At 51.9% G+C, this 21,738-nt stretch carries 17 protein-coding genes; 6 read left to right on the forward strand and 11 right to left on the reverse strand.

Annotation, left to right across the window (positions count from 1 at the left end; genetic code table 11):
• Positions 1-40: 40 nt before the first annotated feature.
• A complete protein-coding gene (gene uvrA, locus IE117_RS01685) occupies positions 41-2,881 on the reverse strand; it encodes an excinuclease ABC subunit UvrA (RefSeq protein ID WP_189562619.1) in 2,841 nt (946 codons plus the stop codon).
• A 252-nt stretch (positions 2,882-3,133) separates the two neighbouring features.
• On the opposite strand from uvrA, the gene IE117_RS01690 reads away from it, so the two are divergent.
• Positions 3,134-4,561: a hypothetical protein gene (locus IE117_RS01690; RefSeq protein ID WP_189562620.1), complete on the forward strand. Its 1,428-nt coding sequence runs from the start codon at positions 3,134-3,136 to the stop codon at positions 4,559-4,561.
• Between the two features lie 96 nt (positions 4,562-4,657).
• Here IE117_RS01690 and deoC read toward each other — a convergent pair whose 3' ends face one another.
• The 3 genes from deoC to IE117_RS01705 form a co-directional block, all read right to left on the reverse strand.
• A complete protein-coding gene (gene deoC, locus IE117_RS01695; protein WP_189562621.1) occupies positions 4,658-5,416 on the reverse strand; it encodes a deoxyribose-phosphate aldolase in 759 nt (252 codons plus the stop codon).
• Positions 5,417-5,541: 125 nt separating this feature from the next.
• Complete coding sequence (locus IE117_RS01700) at positions 5,542-6,249, reverse strand: GntR family transcriptional regulator (RefSeq protein WP_189562622.1); 708 nt, start codon at positions 6,247-6,249, stop codon at positions 5,542-5,544.
• Positions 6,250-6,361: 112 nt separating this feature from the next.
• Positions 6,362-7,636: an aspartyl protease family protein gene (locus IE117_RS01705; protein ID WP_189562623.1), complete on the reverse strand. Its 1,275-nt coding sequence runs from the start codon at positions 7,634-7,636 to the stop codon at positions 6,362-6,364.
• Positions 7,637-7,822: 186 nt separating this feature from the next.
• On the opposite strand from IE117_RS01705, the gene tpiA reads away from it, so the two are divergent.
• Together tpiA and IE117_RS01715 are read left to right on the forward strand one after the other, a co-directional pair.
• Positions 7,823-8,587 carry a triose-phosphate isomerase gene (gene tpiA / locus IE117_RS01710; protein WP_189562624.1) on the forward strand — a complete coding sequence of 255 codons (765 nt, stop codon included), beginning with the start codon at positions 7,823-7,825 and terminating at the stop codon, positions 8,585-8,587.
• A gap of 40 nt (positions 8,588-8,627) precedes the next feature.
• Positions 8,628-10,727: a ComEA family DNA-binding protein gene (locus IE117_RS01715; protein ID WP_229580174.1), complete on the forward strand. Its 2,100-nt coding sequence runs from the start codon at positions 8,628-8,630 to the stop codon at positions 10,725-10,727.
• 112 nt (positions 10,728-10,839) lie between these two features.
• On the opposite strand, the gene IE117_RS01720 is transcribed toward IE117_RS01715, so the two are convergent.
• The 4 genes from IE117_RS01720 to IE117_RS01735 all read right to left on the reverse strand — a co-directional run bounded on the left by IE117_RS01720 (position 10,840) and on the right by IE117_RS01735 (position 15,064).
• Positions 10,840-11,757 (reverse strand): DUF4249 domain-containing protein, encoded by a 918-nt coding sequence (locus IE117_RS01720; protein ID WP_189562625.1) that lies wholly within the window; start codon positions 11,755-11,757, stop codon positions 10,840-10,842.
• A 105-nt stretch (positions 11,758-11,862) separates the two neighbouring features.
• Entirely contained in the window at positions 11,863-14,232 is a 2,370-nt protein-coding gene (locus IE117_RS01725) for a TonB-dependent receptor (protein WP_189562626.1), read from the reverse strand.
• Positions 14,233-14,481: 249 nt separating this feature from the next.
• Positions 14,482-14,721, reverse strand: coding sequence for a 50S ribosomal protein L28 (rpmB, locus tag IE117_RS01730; protein WP_189562627.1), 240 nt, complete (start codon positions 14,719-14,721; stop codon positions 14,482-14,484).
• A 151-nt stretch (positions 14,722-14,872) separates the two neighbouring features.
• Positions 14,873-15,064, reverse strand: coding sequence for a C1orf53 family protein (locus IE117_RS01735; RefSeq protein ID WP_189562628.1), 192 nt, complete (start codon positions 15,062-15,064; stop codon positions 14,873-14,875).
• Between the two features lie 106 nt (positions 15,065-15,170).
• Between IE117_RS01735 and rocD the strand changes: the two genes are divergently transcribed.
• Positions 15,171-16,415: an ornithine--oxo-acid transaminase gene (rocD, locus tag IE117_RS01740; protein ID WP_189562629.1), complete on the forward strand. Its 1,245-nt coding sequence runs from the start codon at positions 15,171-15,173 to the stop codon at positions 16,413-16,415.
• A 67-nt stretch (positions 16,416-16,482) separates the two neighbouring features.
• Here the strand turns inward: rocD and IE117_RS01745 are convergent, their stop codons facing one another.
• Positions 16,483-17,643, reverse strand: a complete 1,161-nt coding sequence (locus IE117_RS01745) for a hypothetical protein (protein WP_189562630.1) — start codon at positions 17,641-17,643, stop codon at positions 16,483-16,485.
• Between the two features lie 209 nt (positions 17,644-17,852).
• On the opposite strand from IE117_RS01745, the gene IE117_RS01750 reads away from it, so the two are divergent.
• Both IE117_RS01750 and IE117_RS01755 read left to right on the forward strand, forming a co-directional pair.
• Positions 17,853-19,277 (forward strand): S41 family peptidase, encoded by a 1,425-nt coding sequence (locus IE117_RS01750; RefSeq protein WP_189562631.1) that lies wholly within the window; start codon positions 17,853-17,855, stop codon positions 19,275-19,277.
• Positions 19,278-19,409: 132 nt separating this feature from the next.
• Positions 19,410-19,661 (forward strand): GlsB/YeaQ/YmgE family stress response membrane protein, encoded by a 252-nt coding sequence (locus IE117_RS01755; protein WP_189562632.1) that lies wholly within the window; start codon positions 19,410-19,412, stop codon positions 19,659-19,661.
• 188 nt (positions 19,662-19,849) lie between these two features.
• On the opposite strand, the gene atpC is transcribed toward IE117_RS01755, so the two are convergent.
• Both atpC and atpD read right to left on the reverse strand, forming a co-directional pair.
• A complete protein-coding gene (gene atpC, locus IE117_RS01760) occupies positions 19,850-20,098 on the reverse strand; it encodes an ATP synthase F1 subunit epsilon (RefSeq protein ID WP_189562633.1) in 249 nt (82 codons plus the stop codon).
• An 11-nt stretch (positions 20,099-20,109) separates the two neighbouring features.
• The gene (gene atpD / locus IE117_RS01765) at positions 20,110-21,615 is read right to left on the reverse strand and encodes a F0F1 ATP synthase subunit beta (RefSeq protein WP_189562634.1); all 1,506 of its coding nucleotides are present in this window, start codon (positions 21,613-21,615) and stop codon (positions 20,110-20,112) included.
• Positions 21,616-21,738 lie beyond the last annotated feature (123 nt).

A 21,738-nucleotide genomic window follows, 5' to 3' on the forward strand; every position in this document is an offset into this window, starting at 1 on the left:
TATAAAGTGCGGGTGGGGGGAAACTTCCCCACCCGCACTTTTAATTTTCCAGCTCCTCCTTCAAAAACTTCCCCGTATAACTACCCTGCGTCTGCGCGACTTTCTCCGGCGTACCCTGCGCCACGATTTCGCCGCCAAGTCCGCCACCTTCCGGGCCTAGGTCCACAACGTAGTCGGCTACTTTGATAACGTCCATATTGTGTTCGATGATCAGGACGGTGTTGCCTTTGTCCACGAGTTTTTGCAGGACGGCCAGCAGGTGGCGGATGTCCTGGAAATGCAGGCCGGTGGTGGGTTCGTCCAGAATGTACATGGTTTTGCCCGTGTCGCGCTTGGAGAGTTCTTCGGAAAGTTTTACGCGCTGGGCTTCGCCGCCCGAGAGGGTAGTGGCGTGCTGGCCGAGGGTGATATAGCCTAGACCTACGTCGTTCAGCGTCTGAACTTTGCGCAGAATGCGAGGCTGATTCTCGAAGAATTCCAGCGCGGTCTCTACGGTCATATCCAAAATATCGGCAACGGATTTGCCTTTGAAGCGTACTTCCAGCGTTTCACGGTTGAAGCGCTTGCCTTTGCAGGTCTCGCAGTCGATGTACACATCGGGCAGGAAATCCATCTCGATCTTCTTGCGGCCCGCGCCTTCGCAGTCTTCACAACGGCCATTCTTGACGTTGAAGCTGAACCGTCCCGGCTTGTAGCCCCGGATTTTGGATTCGGGTAGTTCGGCGAACAGGGAACGGATATCGGTGAAGAGGTTGGTATACGTGGCCGGATTGGAACGCGGCGTGCGGCCGATGGGCGACTGATCCACCTCGATAACCTTGTCCAGATGCTCCAGCCCCTCGATGGATTTATGTTCCAGCGGCTCGCGGCGGGAGCGGTAAAAATGCTGATTCAGTAATGGAAACAACGTTTCGTGAATGAGCGATGACTTGCCGCTGCCGCTCACACCCGTCACACAAATCATAGTCCCGAGCGGAATTTTGAGCGTGACGTTTTTGAGGTTGTGGCCCGTACAGCCTTTCAGCACGAGGCTGTGGCCATTGCCCTTGCGGCGTTTCTCCGGGATTTCGATGCTCTCCCGGCCGTCGAGGTAGGCCGCCGTAGTGGAGCCGTTTTTCAGGAACTCTTCCGGCGTACCCTGTCCCACGATGTGGCCGCCGTGGCGTCCGGCGCCGGGGCCAATGTCCACGATATAGTCGGAGGCCAGCATCATGTCCTTGTCATGCTCCACCACCAGCACGGTATTTCCCAAATCCCGCAGATTTTTCAGCGAGCCAATCAGCCGTACGTTGTCGCGCTGGTGCAGACCAATGCTGGGCTCATCCATGATATAAAGTACCCCCGTAAGCTGGGTGCCGATCTGGGTGGCCAGCCGGATGCGCTGCGCCTCGCCACCCGACAGAGTCCGCAGTGAGCGGTTGAGCGTGAGGTAGTCTAGTCCGACGTCGAGCAGGAAGCCGACGCGCTTGCGGATTTCTTTAAGTACCTCGTGGCCGATGACCTTCTGGCGATCTTCCAGGCGATCTTCGAGATCCACCAACCAGTCGGACAGCTCGCGAATGTCCATCTCGGCCAGTTCGGCGACATTTTTTTTGTCAATAATGAAATGCAGCGACTCCTGCCGCAGCCGCAGGCCGTTGCACTCGGGGCAGGGCCGGATAACCATAAAATCTTTGAGCCAATCCTGGATCTTGTCGGAGCCATTTTCCTGCTGGCGTTTCAGGAAGTTGATGATGCCGTCGAACTTAGTGTCCCACTTGGTGCCGGGGTACTTTTTGGAAGGAACGGGTACAGGTTCGTCACTGCCGTAAAGTACCAGTTCGATGGCTTCGGGCGGGAATTTTTCCAGCGGGGTGCTGAGGTTGACTTTATGGGGTTTCAAAAGTACCTGCAGCTGTTTGAAAATCCAGGCTTCGCGGTACTCGCCCATGGGCGCGATACCGCCCCGGCTGATACTCAGCGAGCGGTCGGGCATGATGGACTCCTCGGTGATTTCCTCTACCTTGCCCAGCCCCTGGCAGTTGGGACACCAGCCGTAAGGGGAGTTGAACGAGAAAGAGTTAGGCGCCGGATCATCGTAACTGATGCCCGACTCGGGGTCCATCAGGTTTTGGGAAAAATACTGTGCTTCCCCCTGCGCATCCATAATCATCATGGCGCCTTTGCCCTGTTTCAGAGCGGTAGAAACGGACTGGCTCAGGCGGTAGCGATCTTCGGCTTTTGGTACCACACGGTCCACCACGATTTCGATGTCGTGAACTTTGTAACGGTCGAGCTGCATCTTGGGGACGATGTCCTGCACCTCCCCGTCCACACGGACTTTGTTATAGCCAAGGCGGGCAATCTGCACGAACAACTCGCGGTAGTGACCCTTGCGACCCTTCACTACGGGCGCGAGTAGGGTAGTTTTCTGGCCCTCAAACTGGCTAAGAATCTGGTCGATGATCTGATCCTGTGACTGCTTCACCATGCGGCGGCCCGTCACGTAACTGAATGCCTCACCCGCGCGGGCATAGAGCAAGCGCAGGAAGTCATAGATTTCGGTAACGGTTCCCACCGTCGAGCGGGGATTGCGGGAGGTAGTTTTCTGCTCGATGCTGATGACCGGCGACAGGCCGCTGATTTTGTCCACGTCGGGCCGCTCCATCTCGCCGATGAAGCCACGGGCGTAAGACGAGAAGCTTTCCATGTAGCGCCGCTGCCCTTCGGCGTAGATCGTATCGAAGGCCAACGACGACTTGCCGCTGCCGCTGATACCCGTCACCACCACTAGTTGGTTGCGCGGAATGGATACGTCGATATTTTTAAGATTATGCTCGCGGGCACCCTGTACGTCGATGTAGTCGTAGCCCGTCAGGTCTTTGGTGTTGGAAGATTTCAAAAGTGGAGAAATTGGGTGGTTAGGTTATCCGGGTATTAACCCGAAAGCAGGGCGTTAGGTTCGGGGGAAGCTATTGCAACTTACTTTATCGATTGTCACCGGATAAAGGGTCAGACGCAAGAAAATAAAAAGTGCTCAAATTGGGTTTACAATACTCAGCCTCTATTGTTGTAAACACCGGATCACGGATGCAGAAAAATCGAAAGTTTCATAAATTTTTCGACCAGCCTTCAAGCAACACATGAAGAAACTATGAAAAAGCATATACATTTCACTTATCTAATCCTGGCTTGCTCACTCCTCACCTGCAAGCAGCCTGATCGTGACATTCCCAAAACGCGACCCCAGCCTCCAATAATCGATAAGGTCGACGCTGTGGTCAAGGTGGATACCGTCAAGAACCTGGGTTGGCTAAAGAGTGTCAAGGTCGAAGGCGCGACGGAGGTGGTCATGGACACGGTGGAGAAAACGATACTTGTGACTTTGCCTCCAAATTTCACGGCTGACAATCTTTTTATCGACCTAGAAACTCATCCAGGCGCAGTGTATGAACCCAATTCTTGGGATAAGCTCAGCACTCCCAACCGGGTTGAGGTCGGCCATTTCAGAGGGGCTGAGCCGATTGTGTTTGATGTGTTGCGGCCAAATAATGGACATCCCATTGGGAAATCATACCGAGTGTACGTGGAGTGTACGGGACCACTGACTGCAGTTCTTACTTCTGATTTGATGTTGCATCCCTCACGTGCCGAGCCGTATAGTACAGTACAAGCCTCACTTGAATTAAAGTCGGGCGTAGGTACCATACCCGAGAAACCGGGAAGTACTAAGCGACTTACCTCGAAGCTCATCAACTTAGGGAGCGGCCGTCCTGTTCAGGGTCTGTATGGGGTTCCAGTCCGTACCTTCTTTATTGAGAACACTACCCCGCTCAATTTGGCAGCGGAGTACACGATAGAGTTGGAATACGGCGAAAAGAGGTTCGTGTTCCCCGACATACAAAAATTGAAACGGGCTGCCCCAATTGCCGCTCCCTATGAACTCAATAACTTATTTAATGCCTTGCCGCGAAATCAGGAAATATTACTGAGCGGGGGATATTTCTTAGCGAACCTGAACTACCGCGTTAAAGTGGAGAGTATGTTTCATCCCAGCCAATGGCTCACAGCTAAGTACACGAATCCCTCCATGCTTACCTTCTCGCTTCCCTCCGGGATGGCCGATGGGAGCTATCTGATAAGCTTGTACGAGGGAGAATATCTAGTCAAATCGTTCGTTTTCAACGTTTCAAACGACGCCAAACCGAAAGGGATCCGAAGTGTATGGACAGAATCCCCGAGTTGCGTTTCGTGTGTTTTGCAGGACGCCCCACCCAGAAACCTATCCATTCAGAAGGGAAAACCCGTGTTTATCATCCCATTTCCAGCCATTCTGGGAAGCTTCTATGGGGCCTTCGACCCGAACCAGAGACTGCCAGATCTGGAACTGAAAAATGGACAGGCCAATATGGTAATAAAAGCCAAAACCCGAGCTGGCTCCTACGCTGACGCCACTATCCAATTGTATTACGGAGAATATACAATTCCGACCAATCTGGCTTCCGGTGACTATGAGGCCAGACTGATTTATGAGGATAGCAAAAACACCATCCCTTTTTGGAGTCATATTAGAATCGATTGACGCGAACGACAGGATAGCTTAAGAAGATACTCATACTGGAGCAGAGCGGGTGAATTGACGACATTTCAAGTAAGTAGAGCATTCTAACGATAGGCCTTAATAACCCGGCGTATCATCAGCCTTGACCTCACTGCCGGAAAAGTCGTTGTCGTACCGCCGCTTTGCTTCCTCGATCATCGCCACGGTTGCCGTTGCCCCAACTCGGGTCGCTCCCCATTCGCGGACTTTCAGCAGATCGTCCAGGGTGCGAACGCCGCCCGCTGCCTTGACCTGCACGTTGGGCGCGCTATGGTGGCGCATCAGTTTGAGGTCGTGCTCGGTGGCACCATCGTAGCCGTAGCGGCCATCGTCGCCCTTGTTGAAACCATAACCCGTGGAGGTTTTGACAAAGTCAACCCCGATCTCACTGCAAATCTCGCAAAGGCGGATTTTAAGGGCGTCATCGGGCAGGTAATCGTTTTCAAAAATTACCTTAACAATCGCGCCGTGTGCGTGAGTGGCTTCGGTGACAGCCTTGATCTCGTCGCGCACGTAATCCCAATCGCCGCCCAGTACTTTACCGATGTTGACAACCATATCTATCTCGACGGCCCCGTCGCGGCAAGCCTGAATTGTTTCAGCAACTTTGATGCTTATGGCACTATTCCCGTGCGGAAAACCAATGACAGTTCCCACGAGCACGTCGGAGCCACGCAGCCACTCCACGGCCTGCGTAATAGCGTAAGGCTTAATGCACACGGAAGCGACACCGTACTGTCGGGCGATGTCGCAGCCTTTTTTCAAATCGGCCTCAGTCATTGTGGGATGCAACAATGAGTGGTCGATCATTTTGGCAAGTTGGGTGATGAGATTCATTGGTAGCGGTTGAGGATGAAATTGTCTAATCGTCGAATCGTGCAATTGTTCTGTTGAGTGCGTTGAAAGCATTTGGGTTCAATTGCACATTTTGCCAATTAAACAGCTAAACACTTCAACAATCCCTATTGATAATTACTAATCGTATATTTCTCCGTATTGCAAAAAGTAAGGCTATACACGTGGTAGTCCGATAGGCTGGTGTGGTAGCGGCGGTAGATTTGAACAAGCGGGGTCATGGGCTTTATCTCAAAATGACGGGCGGTCGATTCGTCGGCCAGCACGGCACGGATATCCTGCTCGAAACTGAGAATATCGATTTGGTGACGAACGCTCAGTGTCTTAAAAAGTGAGCCATCGAGTAATGGTTTTTCACAGAAGTCTTGAAGGCCGAAGTTAGGCAAATAGCTACATTCCAGCAGCACGGGGTCCTGGTCCACGTAGCGGATGCGCTCAAAGGTTACACAGCCCGCTTTGATCTCCCTTTTATCGAGTTTATAGAAAAAACGATCCGGCCAGGCGATCGCAATAGGGGAACGCAGCATAACAGTCCGGGCCTCGTGTTCGGCCCCTACCACTTCCGAAAATCCCTTGAATGATAGCAGCCCCAAAGACTGCCGCGTGGCGCTCACGATGCTGCCCTTTCCCTTTACTTTGCGGATGTAGCCCTCACCAGCCAACTCCTGCAGAGCCCGTCGTACTGTCATGCGGGCTATTTTGTGGGTGGCGCTCAGTTCGTTTTCGGAGGGCAGCAGGTCGCCCTCTTTATAGTTTCCTACCTGAATCTGGCTTTTTAAGAGGGCGTAGAGTTTTTGGTAATGCGCGGTTTCCATGGTGGGGTTCTGATGCGAAGCACAATATTACAAGTACATGATCTATATACAAGTAATTGACCCATAAATAACCGGGCGCAATGGGGCATTCAGCAGGAAAAAGCAAAGGTTTCTAAATCATCCGGTGCAGCAAAAAGCGCGAGAAGAAAATCTTGCCTTCCCGTTTGATGAGCAACTCCACTTCGCGCCCATCGCCCTTTTGAAGCATTTTGTAGATTTCGCTTATGCTTATATCGGCTGCTGCCCGGTCGTTGACGAACAGTATTTGGTCGCCTTCGGTCAGGCCGGCACGCTGCGCCGGAGAGTCCTTGGCTACAGCTCGTACGTAGTAGTCACGTAGTTTTGAGCCTGCCGCTACCACTTCCAGCCCGCTCATATCGTGTTCGAAGGCTTCGCGCAAGCGCTTTTTTACCGGCTTCAGCACCATGTAACGATCCTGGTAGTTCATGGTCACCTTGAAGCGGCGGAGCAGTTCGCAACCTACGTTGCCCTGACGCTCGTCACGGTCGGGTAGTTTGGACCCAAAAGAAGTGCTGTCGGGAAAAGAGGCGACAATATTGTCCAACTCGAAACGACCAAACTTGATGCGTTCGATCCGGCCCAGGCTACCGTTGATGATACCATTCAGGCCCCGGCCCAGTTGGGTGCGGATTACTTTTTCGGGCACCGGAATGATGTTGTCTTCAGTTTTATCCAGAAAAAGCGCGTGTCCGGCTCCAGTGTCGATAATGACGCGAATGGGATGCTCGCGGCCATCGGCAAAGAGCGCCACGGCGTTGGTGAAGGGTTTGGTGTCCTCGATCGTAATCGGATACTTATCCCCTTTTCGCTTACGGTACTTATAGCGACCGGGCTCTTCAAGAATCAGCTCCTTATGGTTGAAATCGATCGTGACAACGAAATTATTGAAAATGTCGTAGCCAAAAATGCCGTGAACCGGAACACCCACGTATTCCGATAAATGCAGAAAATCTTCGTCCAGAATTAGCAGGTTCTGGTGATTGGCTTTCATGCGCAGCATTGAAAGCGAGTTGTCAAGGGCAACGTGCGCCGACACAGCCTGTCCTTCACCTGCCCCACTCAGAACAACCGGGCGCGTCAAGTCTAGTTTCTGATTGTTCAATGCATTGGGATCGGTGATAAGCGTGGTGCTTACGCCTGTATCCAGAATGAAGTGCAACGTGTCTGAGTTATTAATCTGGACCGGAACGATGATCAGATTGGAATGAAATTCAAAGGGAATACGCGTGATTTTGCGCTTTCCTTCCAGGAAGAAACCGAACTTGTCGGCAGGTTCCCATGCTTCCGACTTTTGCGCGAATACACGGTAGGCACTGCCTGACAACAGGATCAGAAAGATGACAATGTAGAATTCCGTTTTTTTCATAACTCCCTCACTCCGTAACCTTTAACAAAGGTACTTATTTGGTCTTGTTTAAACACAAATAAAACTTATTTAGTGTCAAGATATTGTCAAAAATTTTCGTGCCAGTGCCTATTGCTCGGGATTGGATGAAAATTTGGTAGTTTTGGGCTTTGTCTCAACCCTAAAACTGTAACTCACCGCCTCATTATGCGTAAGAAAATAGTAGCTGGTAACTGGAAAATGAATAAGACGCTCGATGAAGCCGTCGCGCTGACCTCGGAAGTTGTCAATATGATCAATGATGAAGTGTCGGGTCAAGTGGAGGTGATCCTTTGTGTGCCTTCGCTTTACCTGACGACTTTGAAAAAACATACAGAAAGCGCCGGTAAAATTTCACTCGGTGCGCAAAACTGCCACGAAAAGGCTTCCGGAGCTTATACTGGCGAGATTTCGGCCCCGATGCTGAAAGCCATCCAAATCCCTAATGTAATTATTGGCCATAGCGAGCGGCGGCAGTACTTCGGCGAAACAAACGCGCAATTGGCTGAGAAGGTGGATATTGCTCTGGAAAATGGCCTGACGCCCATTTTCTGCTGCGGTGAGTCGCTGGACCAACGGCAGAATGAGGACTACATCGGTTTTGTGAAAAATCAAATTTCCGAAAGCCTCTTCCACCTTACCGCTGAGCAGCTTTCTTCTGTCGTCATTGCTTACGAACCCATCTGGGCCATCGGTACCGGATTGACCGCCAGCGCAGAGCAAGCTCAGGAAATGCACGCCGCCCTGCGGGCACATCTTGCCGACAAGTACAGCGCCGAAGTAGCTGACGAGATTTCGATACTTTACGGTGGAAGCGTGGGCGCGGCCAACGCCGCCGAGCTTTTTGCCAATCCCGACGTAGACGGTGGCCTGGTAGGCGGCGCTTCGCTCAAATCCCGCGACTTTACCGAGATTGTGAAAGCCCGGCAGTAGGGTCTTAAAAAAAACTGGCGTCGTAAAACATCTGCTACGAATGCACAAACCGCTACTTATCAAGTACTTTCTGAGTTTGATGGGTAGCGGTTTTGCTATTGTACTTGCGGCTGCTTCGGCTTTTGCCCAAACTCCACCCCGCCGTGAGATCGACATCCAGCAGTTTGTCCAGGAGCTTTTTCCCGTTCCCAGCGAGGATATCAATTACAGCGATCTATTCGAGTCGCTGTTTCAGTTGTACGCCAATCCGCGGGATCTGAATATCGCTACCCGCGACGAACTGGCAGCTACCTACATCCTTTCCGAAAGCCAGTTGGATGCTTTCATGGACTACCGTACCCAGCTTGGACCGTTGCTTTCTCTTTATGAATTGCAGGCTATTCCCGGCTTCGACCTACCCACGATCCGCCGATTGCAGCCTTTTGTAACGGTGCAGACGCAGCGGCTTTCGTTGCGCGAATCGCTCAAAAACCCCACCCAGCACTACCTGATCCTGCGGTCGGAAAGGCTTCTGGAACAACAAAAGGGTTTTTCAGAGATAGACACCACATCAAGATCTCTCACGCGGTATGCCGGAGACCCCTACCAAGTGTACGCACGTTACCGATACTCGCGTATCGGTGCTTTCAGCTTTGGGTTCACTGCCGAAAAGGATGCCGGGGAAGTGCTGGCCTGGCGCCCCGAGCGGCAGGTTTTCGGAGCTGACTTCACGTCTTTTCACGCTCAGATCATGAACCGGGGGAGGCTCAAAAATCTTATCATCGGTGATTTTCAGATGCAAGCCGGCCAGGGCCTGGTGATGGCGGCGGGTTTTGCCCTTGGCAAAGGCACCGAAACCATCCTAACTACCTACAGGAGCACGCTCGGCCTGCGGCCTTACACCTCAGTGCTGGAAGCGGGCTTTTTCCGCGGTACAGCAGCGACAGTTAACGTGCGCAAAAATCTGGATGTCACAGTTTTCGGTTCGGCCACCCGCCGCGATGCAAGTGTGAGTGAGTTGGGCGACGGCCCCGACGGCACGGTGGTTTCTTCCCTGCTCACTGCCGGGCTGCACCGCACGCCTTCCGAACGAGATAAACAAGGCTTGATCCCCGAGAAAAATATCGGATTCCATGCGCTCTATACCTTTCCCAAACAAAGCGGTAAGATCGGCATGACGGCTCTCTACACCCATTTTGACGCAACACTACAGCGGCGCGACCTGCCCTACAATAGATTTGAATTCACGGGAAAACAAAACCTGACCGTCGGCTTGCACGGGGATTACCATTGGCAGAACTTTCATTTTTTTGGCGAAGGTGCGCGCTCTCAAAGCGGCGGATTGGGCGGCGTGGGTGGCTTGATCGCCACACTGAGTAAGGCACTGGATTTTACCTTCCAGCTTCGCCACTACGACCGCAATTTCCACACCTTTTATGGAAATCCGATCACCGAAGGTTCGCGGCCTATCAACGAATCAGGTACGTACTGGGGATTGCGCTACAAACCCAACCGCCGCTGGCAGATCAGCGGTTTCTACGACCGCTTCCGCTTTCCGTGGCTGAAGTACCAGGTCAACGCACCCTCCGACGGAAACGATCGCCTGCTGCATGTCCGCTACGCGCCTAACAAACGCTTTAACGCATTCGCTCTTTTTCACGAAGAACACAAGCAGCGTAATCTGCCGGGAAACACGGCCCCGCTGCCCGACATAACCAACACAATCCGCCGCACGGCGGTATTGCAGGCCGAATACGACGTTCCACTAAAATTCGCGGTAAGAACCCGACTGCAAGGCGGAGATTATGCCTTCGTGGGATCTTCACGTTCGCAGGGATTCACGATTATCCAGGATATTACGTGGCGATTTTCTAGACTCGAATTGAGCGGCCGCGCAGCCTTCTTCTCCACGGATAATTACGACAGCCGCCAATACGTCTACGAGAAGGACGTTCTTTACGCTTTCTCGCTGCCTGCCTACTACAATACCGGGACCCGGCACTACGTCATGCTGCGCTATGCCATGTCAAGAAATCTGAGAATCTGGCTCCGCTGGTCTCAATCACGATTCAGCAACACCGAACTCATTAGTTCCGGCCTCAGCGAAATCCAGGGCAATACTCGCAGTGAAGTGAAAGCGCAGGTAATGTATTCTTTTTAGAGCGGTCGGCCTTCGGCTTCGATCTTCTAAGATTTACATTGACTACCAGTTGCTTACTCTTTTTTTGTGCCAAAAGTAAGCCGAAAGCCGACGGCCCATGGCTATAAGCTCCTTACTCCTTCGGCCTTGCCTTCTTGGGATCGATGACCGTTTCGGCGCGGCTGACGGCGGAGGCACCGAAGAAGCCGAGGGCTTTCTTGCCGTTGGCATTCTTGTTAGAAATATTCGTAGGAATGTTCGCGGGGGGGACGGCGAAAATACCCCCGTTGGTAGTTTCCTGCCGCACCTGGAACAGGAAGTAATACGATTCCAGTGTGATGCTGTGTAGCTCGACGCCTACGGTGTCGCCCGCCGAGAAAAGTTGGTTAACATTGATTGACTGCCGTAGCGGCTGAATGAAAACCAGTCCGTCGGAAGGTGAACCCGGGCTGAACGAGGCATCATAAACCAATGAAATATTTCCTGGGTCGGTGCCATAGGGCTTGCCGCCTTTCAGGGGTCTGATCCAGTAGGTATCATTCAGGCCCACGAAGTCGCGGGCATAGAACTGCGCAAGATAGCCGTCCTTTGGGCCTTCGGGAGGATTGATGGGGAAACTTTCTTCTTCGTAGGCCAGCGAGTCTATTTTTGGCACCCGCTTGATTTCGTTGGTGGCGGCGTATTCTTCGCCGTCGTAGCGAATTTGCAAAGCGTATTTTCCCCCGACACGTCCCAAGGCCACGGTGTCTGACTTAGGCGCCCATGTGTAAATACCCTTACCATTCGCATCTGTGAATGCATAAACCGTGCCTTTGTCATCGATAACTGTCACCTCAGCCCCAAGGGCTGGCCGGGCCGGGCTATTATCGAAGTAAGCCGCCGAAAGCGTGAGACGCACCGTCTGAGGACCAGGCTTGTTGGTGATCCAGCCGTCCACTACCAGTTCGGTGGGGCCTGTCTCAGTTTTGATATTGATGGCGTCCTCGCAGCTTGTCAAGGAATAAGCTGCCGTGAGCAAACCTAAAAGTATATGAAGGGTACTTTTTTTCATGACTGTTTTCCTTTTCATGGAATTATTGTTCTCGGAAAGCAAATGACCCCTGCCACGCGAATTTACGTAGCTGCTTGAAGTCCATTCTATCTCTCCCCGGCTTCTTTAAAACTTAAAATTGTAAGTAACGGCCGGAATCACCGACCCAATTACCGAAAAGCGTATGGCTTCGGTTGTCAATGGGTTGTCTTCATTCTGCTGGACATAAACCGAGTACGGATTCCGGCGATTGTAGGCGTTGTACACCGAAAATACCCATTCGCCCTGACCGAGTCCAAACAGTTTTTTTCTGGACTTCAAAGTCGCCGCCAGATCCAAACGATTGTACGACGGGATGCGGTTGTTGTTGCGGGCGTTGTATACGTTGTGCGGCAACGCCCAGCCATTGTACTCGAAGCGGTTGGTCGGAAAAGTCGCCGGGGTACCCGATGCAAACGTAAATGTGGACGATAGCGTCAGCCGCTCTTTCAGATTGTAGATCCCTACCGCCGTAAAGTTGTGGGGCTTGTCAAAGCGGGCCGGAAACCAGTCGTCGTTGTTCACACCGTCGATCAGCCGCTCCGTTCGGGCCAGTGTGTAGCTGAGCCAACCTGTGAGGCGCCCTTTGTTTTTTCTCAGGAAAAACTCGGCCCCGAAGGCACGGCCTTTGCCAAAGAGCAGATCACCCTCCACGTATCGGTTGAGCAGCAGGTCGGAGTTTCGGACGTAGTCGATCTGGTTTTTCAAATCTTTATAATACACTTCTACTGAGGCTTCGTATGTATTGTCGCGAAAATTCTGGAACCAACCCAGGGCAACCTGGTCGGCAATTTCGGGCTTGATGATATTCGTGCTGAGTGTCCAGACGTCGAGCGGTGAAGTCGCCGCCGTGTTCGAGAGCAGATGCAAGTACTGCGCCGTGCGGTTATAGCTGGCCTTGATCGAGGCCGTCGAACTCAGACCGATGTTCATCGAAAACCTTGGCTCCCAGTTACCGTACTGCTTAATGACCTCGCCTTTGGCTACTGCCGTACCCGGCAACACGGGAAACTTGCGCTCCCCGGGTTGAAGTTCCTGATATTGGTAGACTTGTCCCGGCCCGAGATTTCGGTACAGCGAGTAGCGCAGACCGTATTGCAGCGAAAAGCGATCGGAGATTTTTTGCTCATTCCCTATGTAAAGCGCCGACTCGTCACCGAAGCGGGAGTCGAGGCTGATGTTGCGGCTTTCGCCGCTGGACACGGCCACGGCATCGCCGGGGCGGCTGTCATAGCTGATGTACTGTCCGCCGAAGCTGATCTGGTTGTTGGGCGTAAGATAATAGGTGAAGTCAGGCTTCACGCTGGTACTTATAATTTTGGAATTCCACTCAAAACGGTCATTGGGAGTCTGGTTGTTGGGGTCTGAATTGATGGAGTAGTCGTAGTTGCTGTAATAGGTCGTAAGGTTCAGGAAGAGTTTATTGGAAAAAATGTGGTTCCAACGCGCCGTGGCGGTGCCATTGCCCCAACCGAAGCCAAACACATCGGCCCCAAACACATCGCGCCCAAAGTACCCAGAGGCGTAAACGGTATTCTTGTCGTTGATGCGGTAGTTTACTTTGGCCGTGAGGTCATAGAAATTAAAGCGGGTTTGCTTCAAATCGCCTTTCAAAAAAGGCTTGGCCAGCACGTCGATATACGATCGCCGCGCTGCCACAATGAACGACCCGCGCCCGGCCGCAAAAGGCTGCTCGTAGGTCAGCCGTGAGAAAATGGTGCCGATGCCGCCGTTGATTTCGCGTTTCTTGGTATTGCCCTCCTTCATCCTGACATCCAGGATGGAAGAAATACGCCCGCCGTATTGTGCCGGAATGCCACCTTTGATCAGCTTGACATCTTTGACTGCATCGGGATTGAAAACTGAGAAGAAACCGAACAAGTGGGAAGAATTGTAGACAGGGGCCTCGTCAAGCAGGATCAGGTTCTGCGATACATCACCGCCGCGCACATTAAAGCCCGATGCACCTTCGCCGACGGTAGTTACGCCGGGCAGGAGCTGAATGCTCCTGATAACATCCACCTCGCCCAGCAGGGCCGGAATCTGGCGAATCGTCTTAATGTCTACCTTATTGACGGACATTTCCAGGCTGCGGACGTTTTCGTCTTCTTTTTTGGTAGAAATCACCACTTCTTCCAACTGTTTGCTTTCGGAAGCCATTTCCACATTCCGGCGTTGGTCGGCGTTCAGCGTGACACGTTCGGTCAGCTTTTGGTAGCCGATGTAAGTGAACACCAGCGAGTAATCCCCTTCCGGTAACGTGATGGAGTAGAAACCGTATGGATTTGTTACTACGCCTGTGGACGCTTCCCGCACGTAAACCGATACGCCGATCAAGCCTTCGCCATTGGCGATGTCTTTCACATAGCCGCTGACCGTATATTTTTCCTGAGCGTAGGTATTCAGCGCATTCAGGAGTAGTATGCTTAAGCCTGCGATTCGTACTATATTCTTCATTAAGAACTGATTTTTTTGTTTTGTGTTCCGGAGACATCTCTGAACTTAATGCCCCTTACCGCATATCCTTCAATAGCCAAACTTAGCCAGGTAGGGTTAAGTTTGGAATAAAAAAATGACCAACTCAAACCTATACGCGATGAACGGGGCAAATGGTGCATTGGACAAAATCGTCCGGGCAGGGAATAAGCACAGAAAGCCTCTCCGTGTATCGGAGAGGCTTTCATGTAATTTCTTCGTGCAGACTTGTTACAAGCTCAGCGTACCCTTCTCTTTGGCTTTTCTAAGCGTAGCCTCCAAACCATTCTTATTGATGGTTCTGATTACTGAAGTAGCTACTTTAAGCGTAATCCACTCACCCGTGGAAGGTACATAAAAGCGCTTCTTCCGCAGGTTGGGGATAAACTTACGCTTGGTTTTATTATTAGCGTGCGATACGTTGTTACCCACGCGGGTTCTTTTTCCGGAAACTTGACAAACTCTAGCCATGATCTTTCAATTTTGCAAATGAGGGTGCAAATATAAGGCGATCAGTTTAAAATTCAAATTATGGTTGATTCTTATTCCTGTTAGTACCTTATATATTATGTATAAACTGCTGATAACAAGAAATTTACCATACTATTTCTATGCGAAAATTTTATTTTGAGTCGCCACCTGTCTTTCGGAAACCGTAGGGACAGTGCAGGCAACCGCTCTGGCAGCAGTAGCCTCTTTTCCGGTGATAAATGGCGGTGAAAACCATGAAGCCCTCTTTGTTTATGTAAAAATCCTCTTCGGAGAGGCTGGTGCCCGGCTTGCTTCGGGTGGGGGGTGGGACGCGGTAGCTCAATTTGCGGAAGGTTTTGCTAACTTTACCACAAAACCTGTTCTTCACCCGTTTTGTTACATAGCGTTCATCAGACACGCTAAATCGAGTCCTTATTCTTATGCATTACATGGAAACCACCTATTCTAGAGCCACCGAACGAGCCATGCAACTGGAATGGCAATATGGTGCCCACAACTACAAACCCATGCCTGTGGTGCTGGAACGCGGCGAGGGTGTTCATGTCTGGGATGTGGAAGGGAACCAATACCTTGATTTTCTGTCGGCTTATAGCGCGGTGAGCCAGGGACATTGCCACCCGCGGATCGTGAATGCCATGATTGCCCAAGCGCAAAAACTGACACTGACCTCTCGTGCCTTTCATAGCGATATTCTGGGGGAGTGTGAAAAATTTATGGCCGAATACTTCGGCTACGATAAGGTGCTGATGATGAACTCGGGCGTAGAAGGCGGCGAAACGGCTCTCAAGCTCACCCGTAAATGGGCTTACAAAGTAAAAGGCGTTCCGGCAAACCAGGCCGTGACGGTGTACGCCACGGGCAATTTCTGGGGCCGGACACTGGCGGCGATCTCATCTTCAACCGATCCGTCCAGCACCACGGATTACGGCCCGTTTCTGCCTGGTGCGGTCTTGGTGCCTTACGACGATCTGAACGCTTTGGAAGAAATATTCACCAAGAATCCCAACGTAGCGGGCTTTATGGTGGAACCTATTCAGGGTGAGGCGGGTGTAGTCGTGCCACAAGCAGGGTACCTGAAAGGTGTCCGAGAACTCTGTACCAAACACAACGTACTTTTTATTGCCGACGAGGTACAGACGGGCATCGGCCGCACGGGCAAGCGGCTGGCTTGTGACTGGGAAGGCGTGAAACCCGATATTCTGGTACTGGGCAAAGCGCTTTCGGGGGGCACTATGCCGGTTTCTGCTGCCCTGGCTGACGATGAGGTGATGCTCACGATTGGTCCTGGTGAACACGGCTCCACTTACGGAGGCAACCCGCTGGCCTGCGCCGTGACAATGGAGGCCCTGCGCGTGGTGGAAGACGAAAGCCTTGCCGAAAATGCTGAAAAAATGGGTCAGATTTTCAGGGACAAAATGGAAGCCCTGGGCCAGAAAACAGATTTGATCAAATTAGTCAGGGGCAAAGGCTTGCTCAACGCCATCGTTATCGACGACACCGAAGAAAGCAACACGGCCTACGACCTCTGTCTCAGCATGATGCACAAGGGACTGCTATGCAAGCCCACTCATGGCAACAAAATTCGTTTTGCGCCGCCTCTGGTTATCGACGAGGAGCAAATGGAGCGGGCTTGTGGAATCATTGAAGAGGCCTTTCTAATTCTGAATGAGTGATTGAGAGAATAATCAGGCGAAAGCAATATTCTCTCTATCACCCATTCTCTCATTCAAAATTAAATAACTACCTCACCCGCTCATCCTCCCGATAATACCCCGCCTCCCGGGTTCCGTTGGAGCGGGTCAGCACGCCGTATCCTTCGCGCATGCCCTCGTGGAAATTGCCCGCGAATCGCTCGCCGTCGGCGTAGAAATAAGTACCCTTGCCTTCGGGTACGTTGTGTAGGAAGAAACCAACGAATTTATCGCCGTTGGTAAAGTAGTAGGTGCCTTCGCCTGAGCGAAGGTCGTCGCGGAAAATCCCCTTGTAACGAATCGCCCCGCCAGGATAATACTGGACTCCGAAACCATGTTTCTTGCCGTTCTGGAAATTTCCCTCGTAACGTTCCTGGTTTTCGCGGATCAAAATGCCGGGCCCGTTGTAGCAGTCGCCCGAGGCGCAGCCTTTGGGAGCATGGTACGTAATGTCTGTTTCGACGACTTCCTCCCTGGATGGTGTTGGCTTACTTACCGGAGCCTTTGCGGCGGGCTTGTAAACGCCTCCATTGTTTGAAGCCGTGATCGTAGGGTTCACCAGCGTAGCCGGTGTCTTGTTCCAGAGCGGGTACATCTTCTCGGCTTCATTCCAACCCCGGCTGATGGCCTCTACGCGCACCCCCAGCCCCGGATGGGAGTCGGTACTCTCCTCGCTGGATAGCGTGCGAATGGCGATCAGGGACTCATCCAGCGACGCGCCCAGCTGGTGCAGTACGAAGCCCGAAAACCGGTCGGCTTCGAGCTCCTTGCTTGGGCGACTACCCAGGCCGTCGATGGTATGGCCCTGCAGGTGGTGGCCAATTTCGTGAGCCACTATGCTGGTTGCCGACCAGTCGGTGTTGGTTAAATTCTCAACCTGCTTCATGAACTGCCCGTCATAAATAATGAAACGCTTGCCGTCCACCACGGTGGCGAAGCAGTTCTCGGTGTTGGGGCATTCGACTACCACAAAATTCCGGGTCAGGCCCACGGGTTGCAGGATGCGCTCGACCACGCGTTCGGCATGGCGATTGGAAGTAAACGAAAGGTAGTTGCAAATATCTTGCGGCGAATTCAGCCGACCTTTGCCAACGTAGTTGCAGATGAATGATTCAGGTGCTTGATTGGTTTCCTGGGCATAGGTAGTTCCGCTGAGTAATGCACCAACACACAGGATCATACCAGAAATTTTCAGACGGGGGGCTTTCATGGGCAAGGTAAGGATGGGCTATTTGCTTTGCTTTTTCGATTATCATAACGGGAAAAAGTTAAATGTCTTGCCTGACTTTTTTCCAAAATAAAATTTCTTTTGCGCACCGTTGGTGTGATGTACCTATATCGGCATATTTTGCGTTAACAGAAACCGAACGTTACCTACTTGCGTTTTTCAGGCACTAACCTACTACTCTTTAATTAATTATGCATTTGAGAAAGAACTACTTCATCCTCTTTCTGTCACTATCCTCTTTCCTGGTTTCTTGCCGTGACAAGTTTGAGGTGGTTCGGGCGGGTAACCCGGCCGATACAGAGGTGAACAAATGGGTTCATGACAATATGAAACAGTGGTATTTCTGGAACGATAAATTGCCGGAAACTCCTGACTTTACCCTGACCCCCCAAACCTTCTTTCAATCCATTCTTTATAAGTACGACAACTCACTCCGCCCTGACGGTGACCGCTTTTCGTGGTTGCAGGAGAGCGCCGACGAGTTGAAAGCCTCGCTCAGCGGACAATCCACCAGTACTGGAATAGAATACCGTATGATTCGCTATGCGAGCGGGGGCGATGACCTTTACGGCCTGGTTACCTATACCGACAAAGGTTCGTCAGCCGAGAAGGCGGGATTCCGGCGTGGCGACTACTTTACGCATGTCAATGGCCAGAAACTTACGGTAGGAAACTACCGTGCGCTCCTGACGACGGGAAACGAAGCGAAGGTGATCACCATGGGTGCGTTGGATGCCGATAAAAAAGTGGTGGCGACCTCGACCAACCGAAGCGTAACACCCGCTGTAATCCAGTCCGATCCGGTGTACTTCGACACCACTTTTGTGAAAGGTGACAAGCGTGTAGGGTATGTGGTGTACCACCAGTTCATCCCCGGTCCTAACAATAGCACCGTGAAGACTTATGACCAGGAGTTGGAAAAAGTATTTGCTGATTTTAAGGCAAAAGGCGTTAACGAACTTGTGATGGATCTGCGCTACAACCGAGGCGGTTACGTAAGTTCAGCCACGCAAATCGCCAGCCTTATCGGCAAGGGCGTTTCCGATAAGGACGTTTTTTACTATAAAGAATATAACAAGACTGTTACGCCTGACCTGGAAAAACAGTACGGTAAGGACTTTTTCCAAGACAACTTTCTTAACAAAAGCCAGAATATTGGCGGTAATCTGAACCGCGTCTTTTTCCTGACTTCCACCTCATCAGCCTCGGCTAGTGAACTGCTCATCAATGGTCTGAAACCTTTCATGGACGTGTTCCTGGTCGGCGGGACCACGGTGGGCAAGAATGTGGGTTCCATCACGATTTCCGATAAGACCAATCGCATCAAGTGGGGCATCCAGCCCATCGTATCACGCTCGTCGAACAGCCTGCGCAGCTCCGCCTATACGGCAGGCTTTGAGCCGAACGTCGCTAAGACCGAAGGCACGGTGCTGTACCCTTACGGTGATTTCCGCGACCCTCTGCTGGGTGAAGCCTTGTTTCAGATTTTTGGCACCCGCATCGCCCGACGCGGTGTGGACGAAACAGATCGACCTGGAACCGGTCCGGATGTGTACTCATCCATCGATAAAAAGGCAGCAGGTGGTAACATGTTCTTCACTTTGCCAAACCAGTAAGGTTCATTTTTCTTACGAGAAGACCATGCCTTCGAGTATAAACTCGGTGGCATGGTTTTTTCTTGTCAAATGGCCGTACTTCGGTACATTGTGTATTCTCTCATCACGTACCCCTTAAACAAAAGAAAAAACATGGGAATCTTAACCTGGATCATCGTAGGACTCGTCGCTGGCGGCATCGCCAAAGCCATTCACCCCGGCAAAGACCCCGGAGGCTTTATTGTTACCATGCTGATCGGTATCGCGGGTGCCATCGTTGGTGGTTTCATTTCGAGTGCGCTGGGCTTCGGCACGGTGGACGGCTTCAACATCGGTAGCCTGTTCATCGCTATTTTGGGCGCAGTGCTGCTGCTTTGGCTTTACCGCAAGTTTGCTTCGAAGTAGACCGACCAAATACTATTTGAAGAAAGGCCACGGAACATGTTCCGTGGCCTTTCTTTATTGAGACACTAACCATTAAACGCACAAAGCGCACAGCCCTTAGGACTGCGCGCTTTGCATTTTCAAAGTGATATCAGTGAACGGAAAAGGTATTCCCTCCGCACAGGCGGCTTTTCACTTGTTGCTTTTCATTATATAATCGCCTCCGCCAGCACCAGCACCTTATTTTTCAAAACCTCCACGACACCGCCGTCGATGCGGTACACCTGCTTCGCCGCGCCGGGCGTTGCTTCCACGACCACATCGCCCACACCCAGCGTACTGACCAGCGGGGCGTGGTTGTTGAGTACCTGGAATTGGCCTTCGGTACCAGGGAATGTTACAGCGTTGGCCTCTCCGGCGAACACTTTTTTATCGGGGGTTATTATTTCTAAATTCATAGTGCGGGGGTTTATTTCGCGGCATCAGCCATCATCTTCTCACCTTTGGTAGTAGCATCTTCGATGGTACCAACCAGGTTGAACGCCATTTCGGGCAGATGGTCGAACTCACCATCCATGATCTGGTTAAAGCCTTTGATGGTATCGTTGATGTCCACCAGCACGCCTTTCAATCCGGTGAACTGCTCGGCCACGAAGAAGGGCTGTGACAGGAAGCGCTCCACACGACGGGCGCGTGATACGACCAGCTTGTCTTCGTCGGAAAGTTCTTCCATACCAAGAATCGCAATGATATCCTGCAATTCCTTATAGCGTTGCAGCAGCCCCTTTACGCGCTGGGCGCAGTCGTAATGCGCGGCTCCAAGTACCTCAGCGGTCAGGATGCGAGAGTTAGAGTCGAGTGGATCCACAGCGGGATAAATGCCCTTCTCGGCCACTTTCCGGCTAAGGGTAGTTGTAGCATCAAGGTGGGCAAACGTTGTTGCGGGGGCAGGGTCGGTCAAGTCATCAGCGGGAACGTATACAGCCTGCACCGAGGTGATGGAACCACGCTTGGTAGAGGTGATGCGCTCCTGCATCGCGCCCATCTCGGTAGCCAGCGTAGGCTGGTAACCTACCGCTGAAGGCATCCGGCCCAGCAGAGCGGATACTTCGGAGCCCGCTTGGGTAAAGCGGAAAATGTTATCGATAAAGAAAAGGATATCGCGTCCCTGGCCTTCGCCATCGCCATCTCGGAAGTATTCGGCCACTGTTAGTCCAGACAGGGCCACGCGGGCACGGGCTCCGGGAGGCTCGTTCATCTGACCAAATACGAAGGTAGCCTGTGAATCTTTCAGTTGATCATAATCCACCGTGCTCAAATCCCAGCCGCCTTCTTCCATGCTATGCTTGAATTTCTCGCCGTACTTGATAATCCCGGCTTCAATCATCTCGCGCATCAGGTCGTTGCCCTCGCGGGTACGCTCTCCTACACCAGCAAATACCGAAAGTCCGGCGTGGGCTTTGGCGATATTGTTAATCAATTCCTGAATCAAAACTGTTTTGCCTACTCCGGCTCCGCCGAACAGGCCGATCTTACCGCCCTTTACGTAAGGGGCCAGCAGGTCAATTACCTTGATGCCCGTGAAAAGTACCTCGGTGGACGTTGCCAAATCCTCAAACTTAGGCGGTTGACGGTGGATGGACATGCCATCTTCCTTAGGCACATCCCTCAAGCCGTCGATGGAATCACCGACAACATTGAACAGGCGCCCTTTGATAGCTTCGCCAATCGGCATTTTGATTGGCTGACCAAACGACTTTACCTCCATGCCGCGCTGCAAACCTTCGGTCCCGTCCATCGCGATGGTGCGGACACGGTCTTCGCCAAGGTGCTGCTGACATTCCAGGATTACTTTCTGGCCGTTGGGTTTCACGACTTCCATCGCATCCAGAATGGATGGGATGAACTCGCTGTTTTCAAATGATACGTCAACTACGGGACCAATTACCTGCGTAACTTTGCCTATGTTTACCATTTTAATTTTGAATGAGTGACTGCGGGGCGCCCCGAGGCGATCGCCGGTCTGATGAGTGAATTGTGAATGTTGCTCAGGGGGTGATTTTTCAGAGCGCAAAATTAGCCTTTAATTCGGTCAGTA

Source organism: Persicitalea jodogahamensis (assembly GCF_014651615.1).
In the GTDB taxonomy this organism is placed as follows: Bacteria; Bacteroidota; Bacteroidia; order Cytophagales; family Spirosomataceae; genus Persicitalea; species Persicitalea jodogahamensis.

Excerpts from the sequence above, each read along its gene's own strand:
- IE117_RS01690 (WP_189562620.1), top strand. The coding sequence starts at position 3,134 with ATGAAAAAGCATATACATTTCACTTATCTAATCCTGGCTTGCTCACTC.
- deoC (WP_189562621.1), bottom strand. The coding sequence starts at position 5,416 with ATGAATCTCATCACCCAACTTGCCAAAATGATCGACCACTCATTGTTG.
- IE117_RS01700 (WP_189562622.1), bottom strand. The coding sequence starts at position 6,249 with ATGGAAACCGCGCATTACCAAAAACTCTACGCCCTCTTAAAAAGCCAG.
- IE117_RS01705 (WP_189562623.1), bottom strand. The coding sequence starts at position 7,636 with ATGAAAAAAACGGAATTCTACATTGTCATCTTTCTGATCCTGTTGTCA.
- tpiA (WP_189562624.1), top strand. The coding sequence starts at position 7,823 with ATGCGTAAGAAAATAGTAGCTGGTAACTGGAAAATGAATAAGACGCTC.
- IE117_RS01715 (WP_229580174.1), top strand. The coding sequence starts at position 8,628 with ATGCACAAACCGCTACTTATCAAGTACTTTCTGAGTTTGATGGGTAGC.
- IE117_RS01720 (WP_189562625.1), bottom strand. The coding sequence starts at position 11,757 with ATGAAAAAAAGTACCCTTCATATACTTTTAGGTTTGCTCACGGCAGCT.
- IE117_RS01725 (WP_189562626.1), bottom strand. The coding sequence starts at position 14,232 with ATGAAGAATATAGTACGAATCGCAGGCTTAAGCATACTACTCCTGAAT.
- rpmB (WP_189562627.1), bottom strand. The coding sequence starts at position 14,721 with ATGGCTAGAGTTTGTCAAGTTTCCGGAAAAAGAACCCGCGTGGGTAAC.
- rocD (WP_189562629.1), top strand. The coding sequence starts at position 15,171 with ATGGAAACCACCTATTCTAGAGCCACCGAACGAGCCATGCAACTGGAA.
- IE117_RS01745 (WP_189562630.1), bottom strand. The coding sequence starts at position 17,643 with ATGAAAGCCCCCCGTCTGAAAATTTCTGGTATGATCCTGTGTGTTGGT.
- IE117_RS01750 (WP_189562631.1), top strand. The coding sequence starts at position 17,853 with ATGCATTTGAGAAAGAACTACTTCATCCTCTTTCTGTCACTATCCTCT.
- IE117_RS01755 (WP_189562632.1), top strand. The coding sequence starts at position 19,410 with ATGGGAATCTTAACCTGGATCATCGTAGGACTCGTCGCTGGCGGCATC.
- atpC (WP_189562633.1), bottom strand. The coding sequence starts at position 20,098 with ATGAATTTAGAAATAATAACCCCCGATAAAAAAGTGTTCGCCGGAGAG.
- atpD (WP_189562634.1), bottom strand. The coding sequence starts at position 21,615 with ATGGTAAACATAGGCAAAGTTACGCAGGTAATTGGTCCCGTAGTTGAC.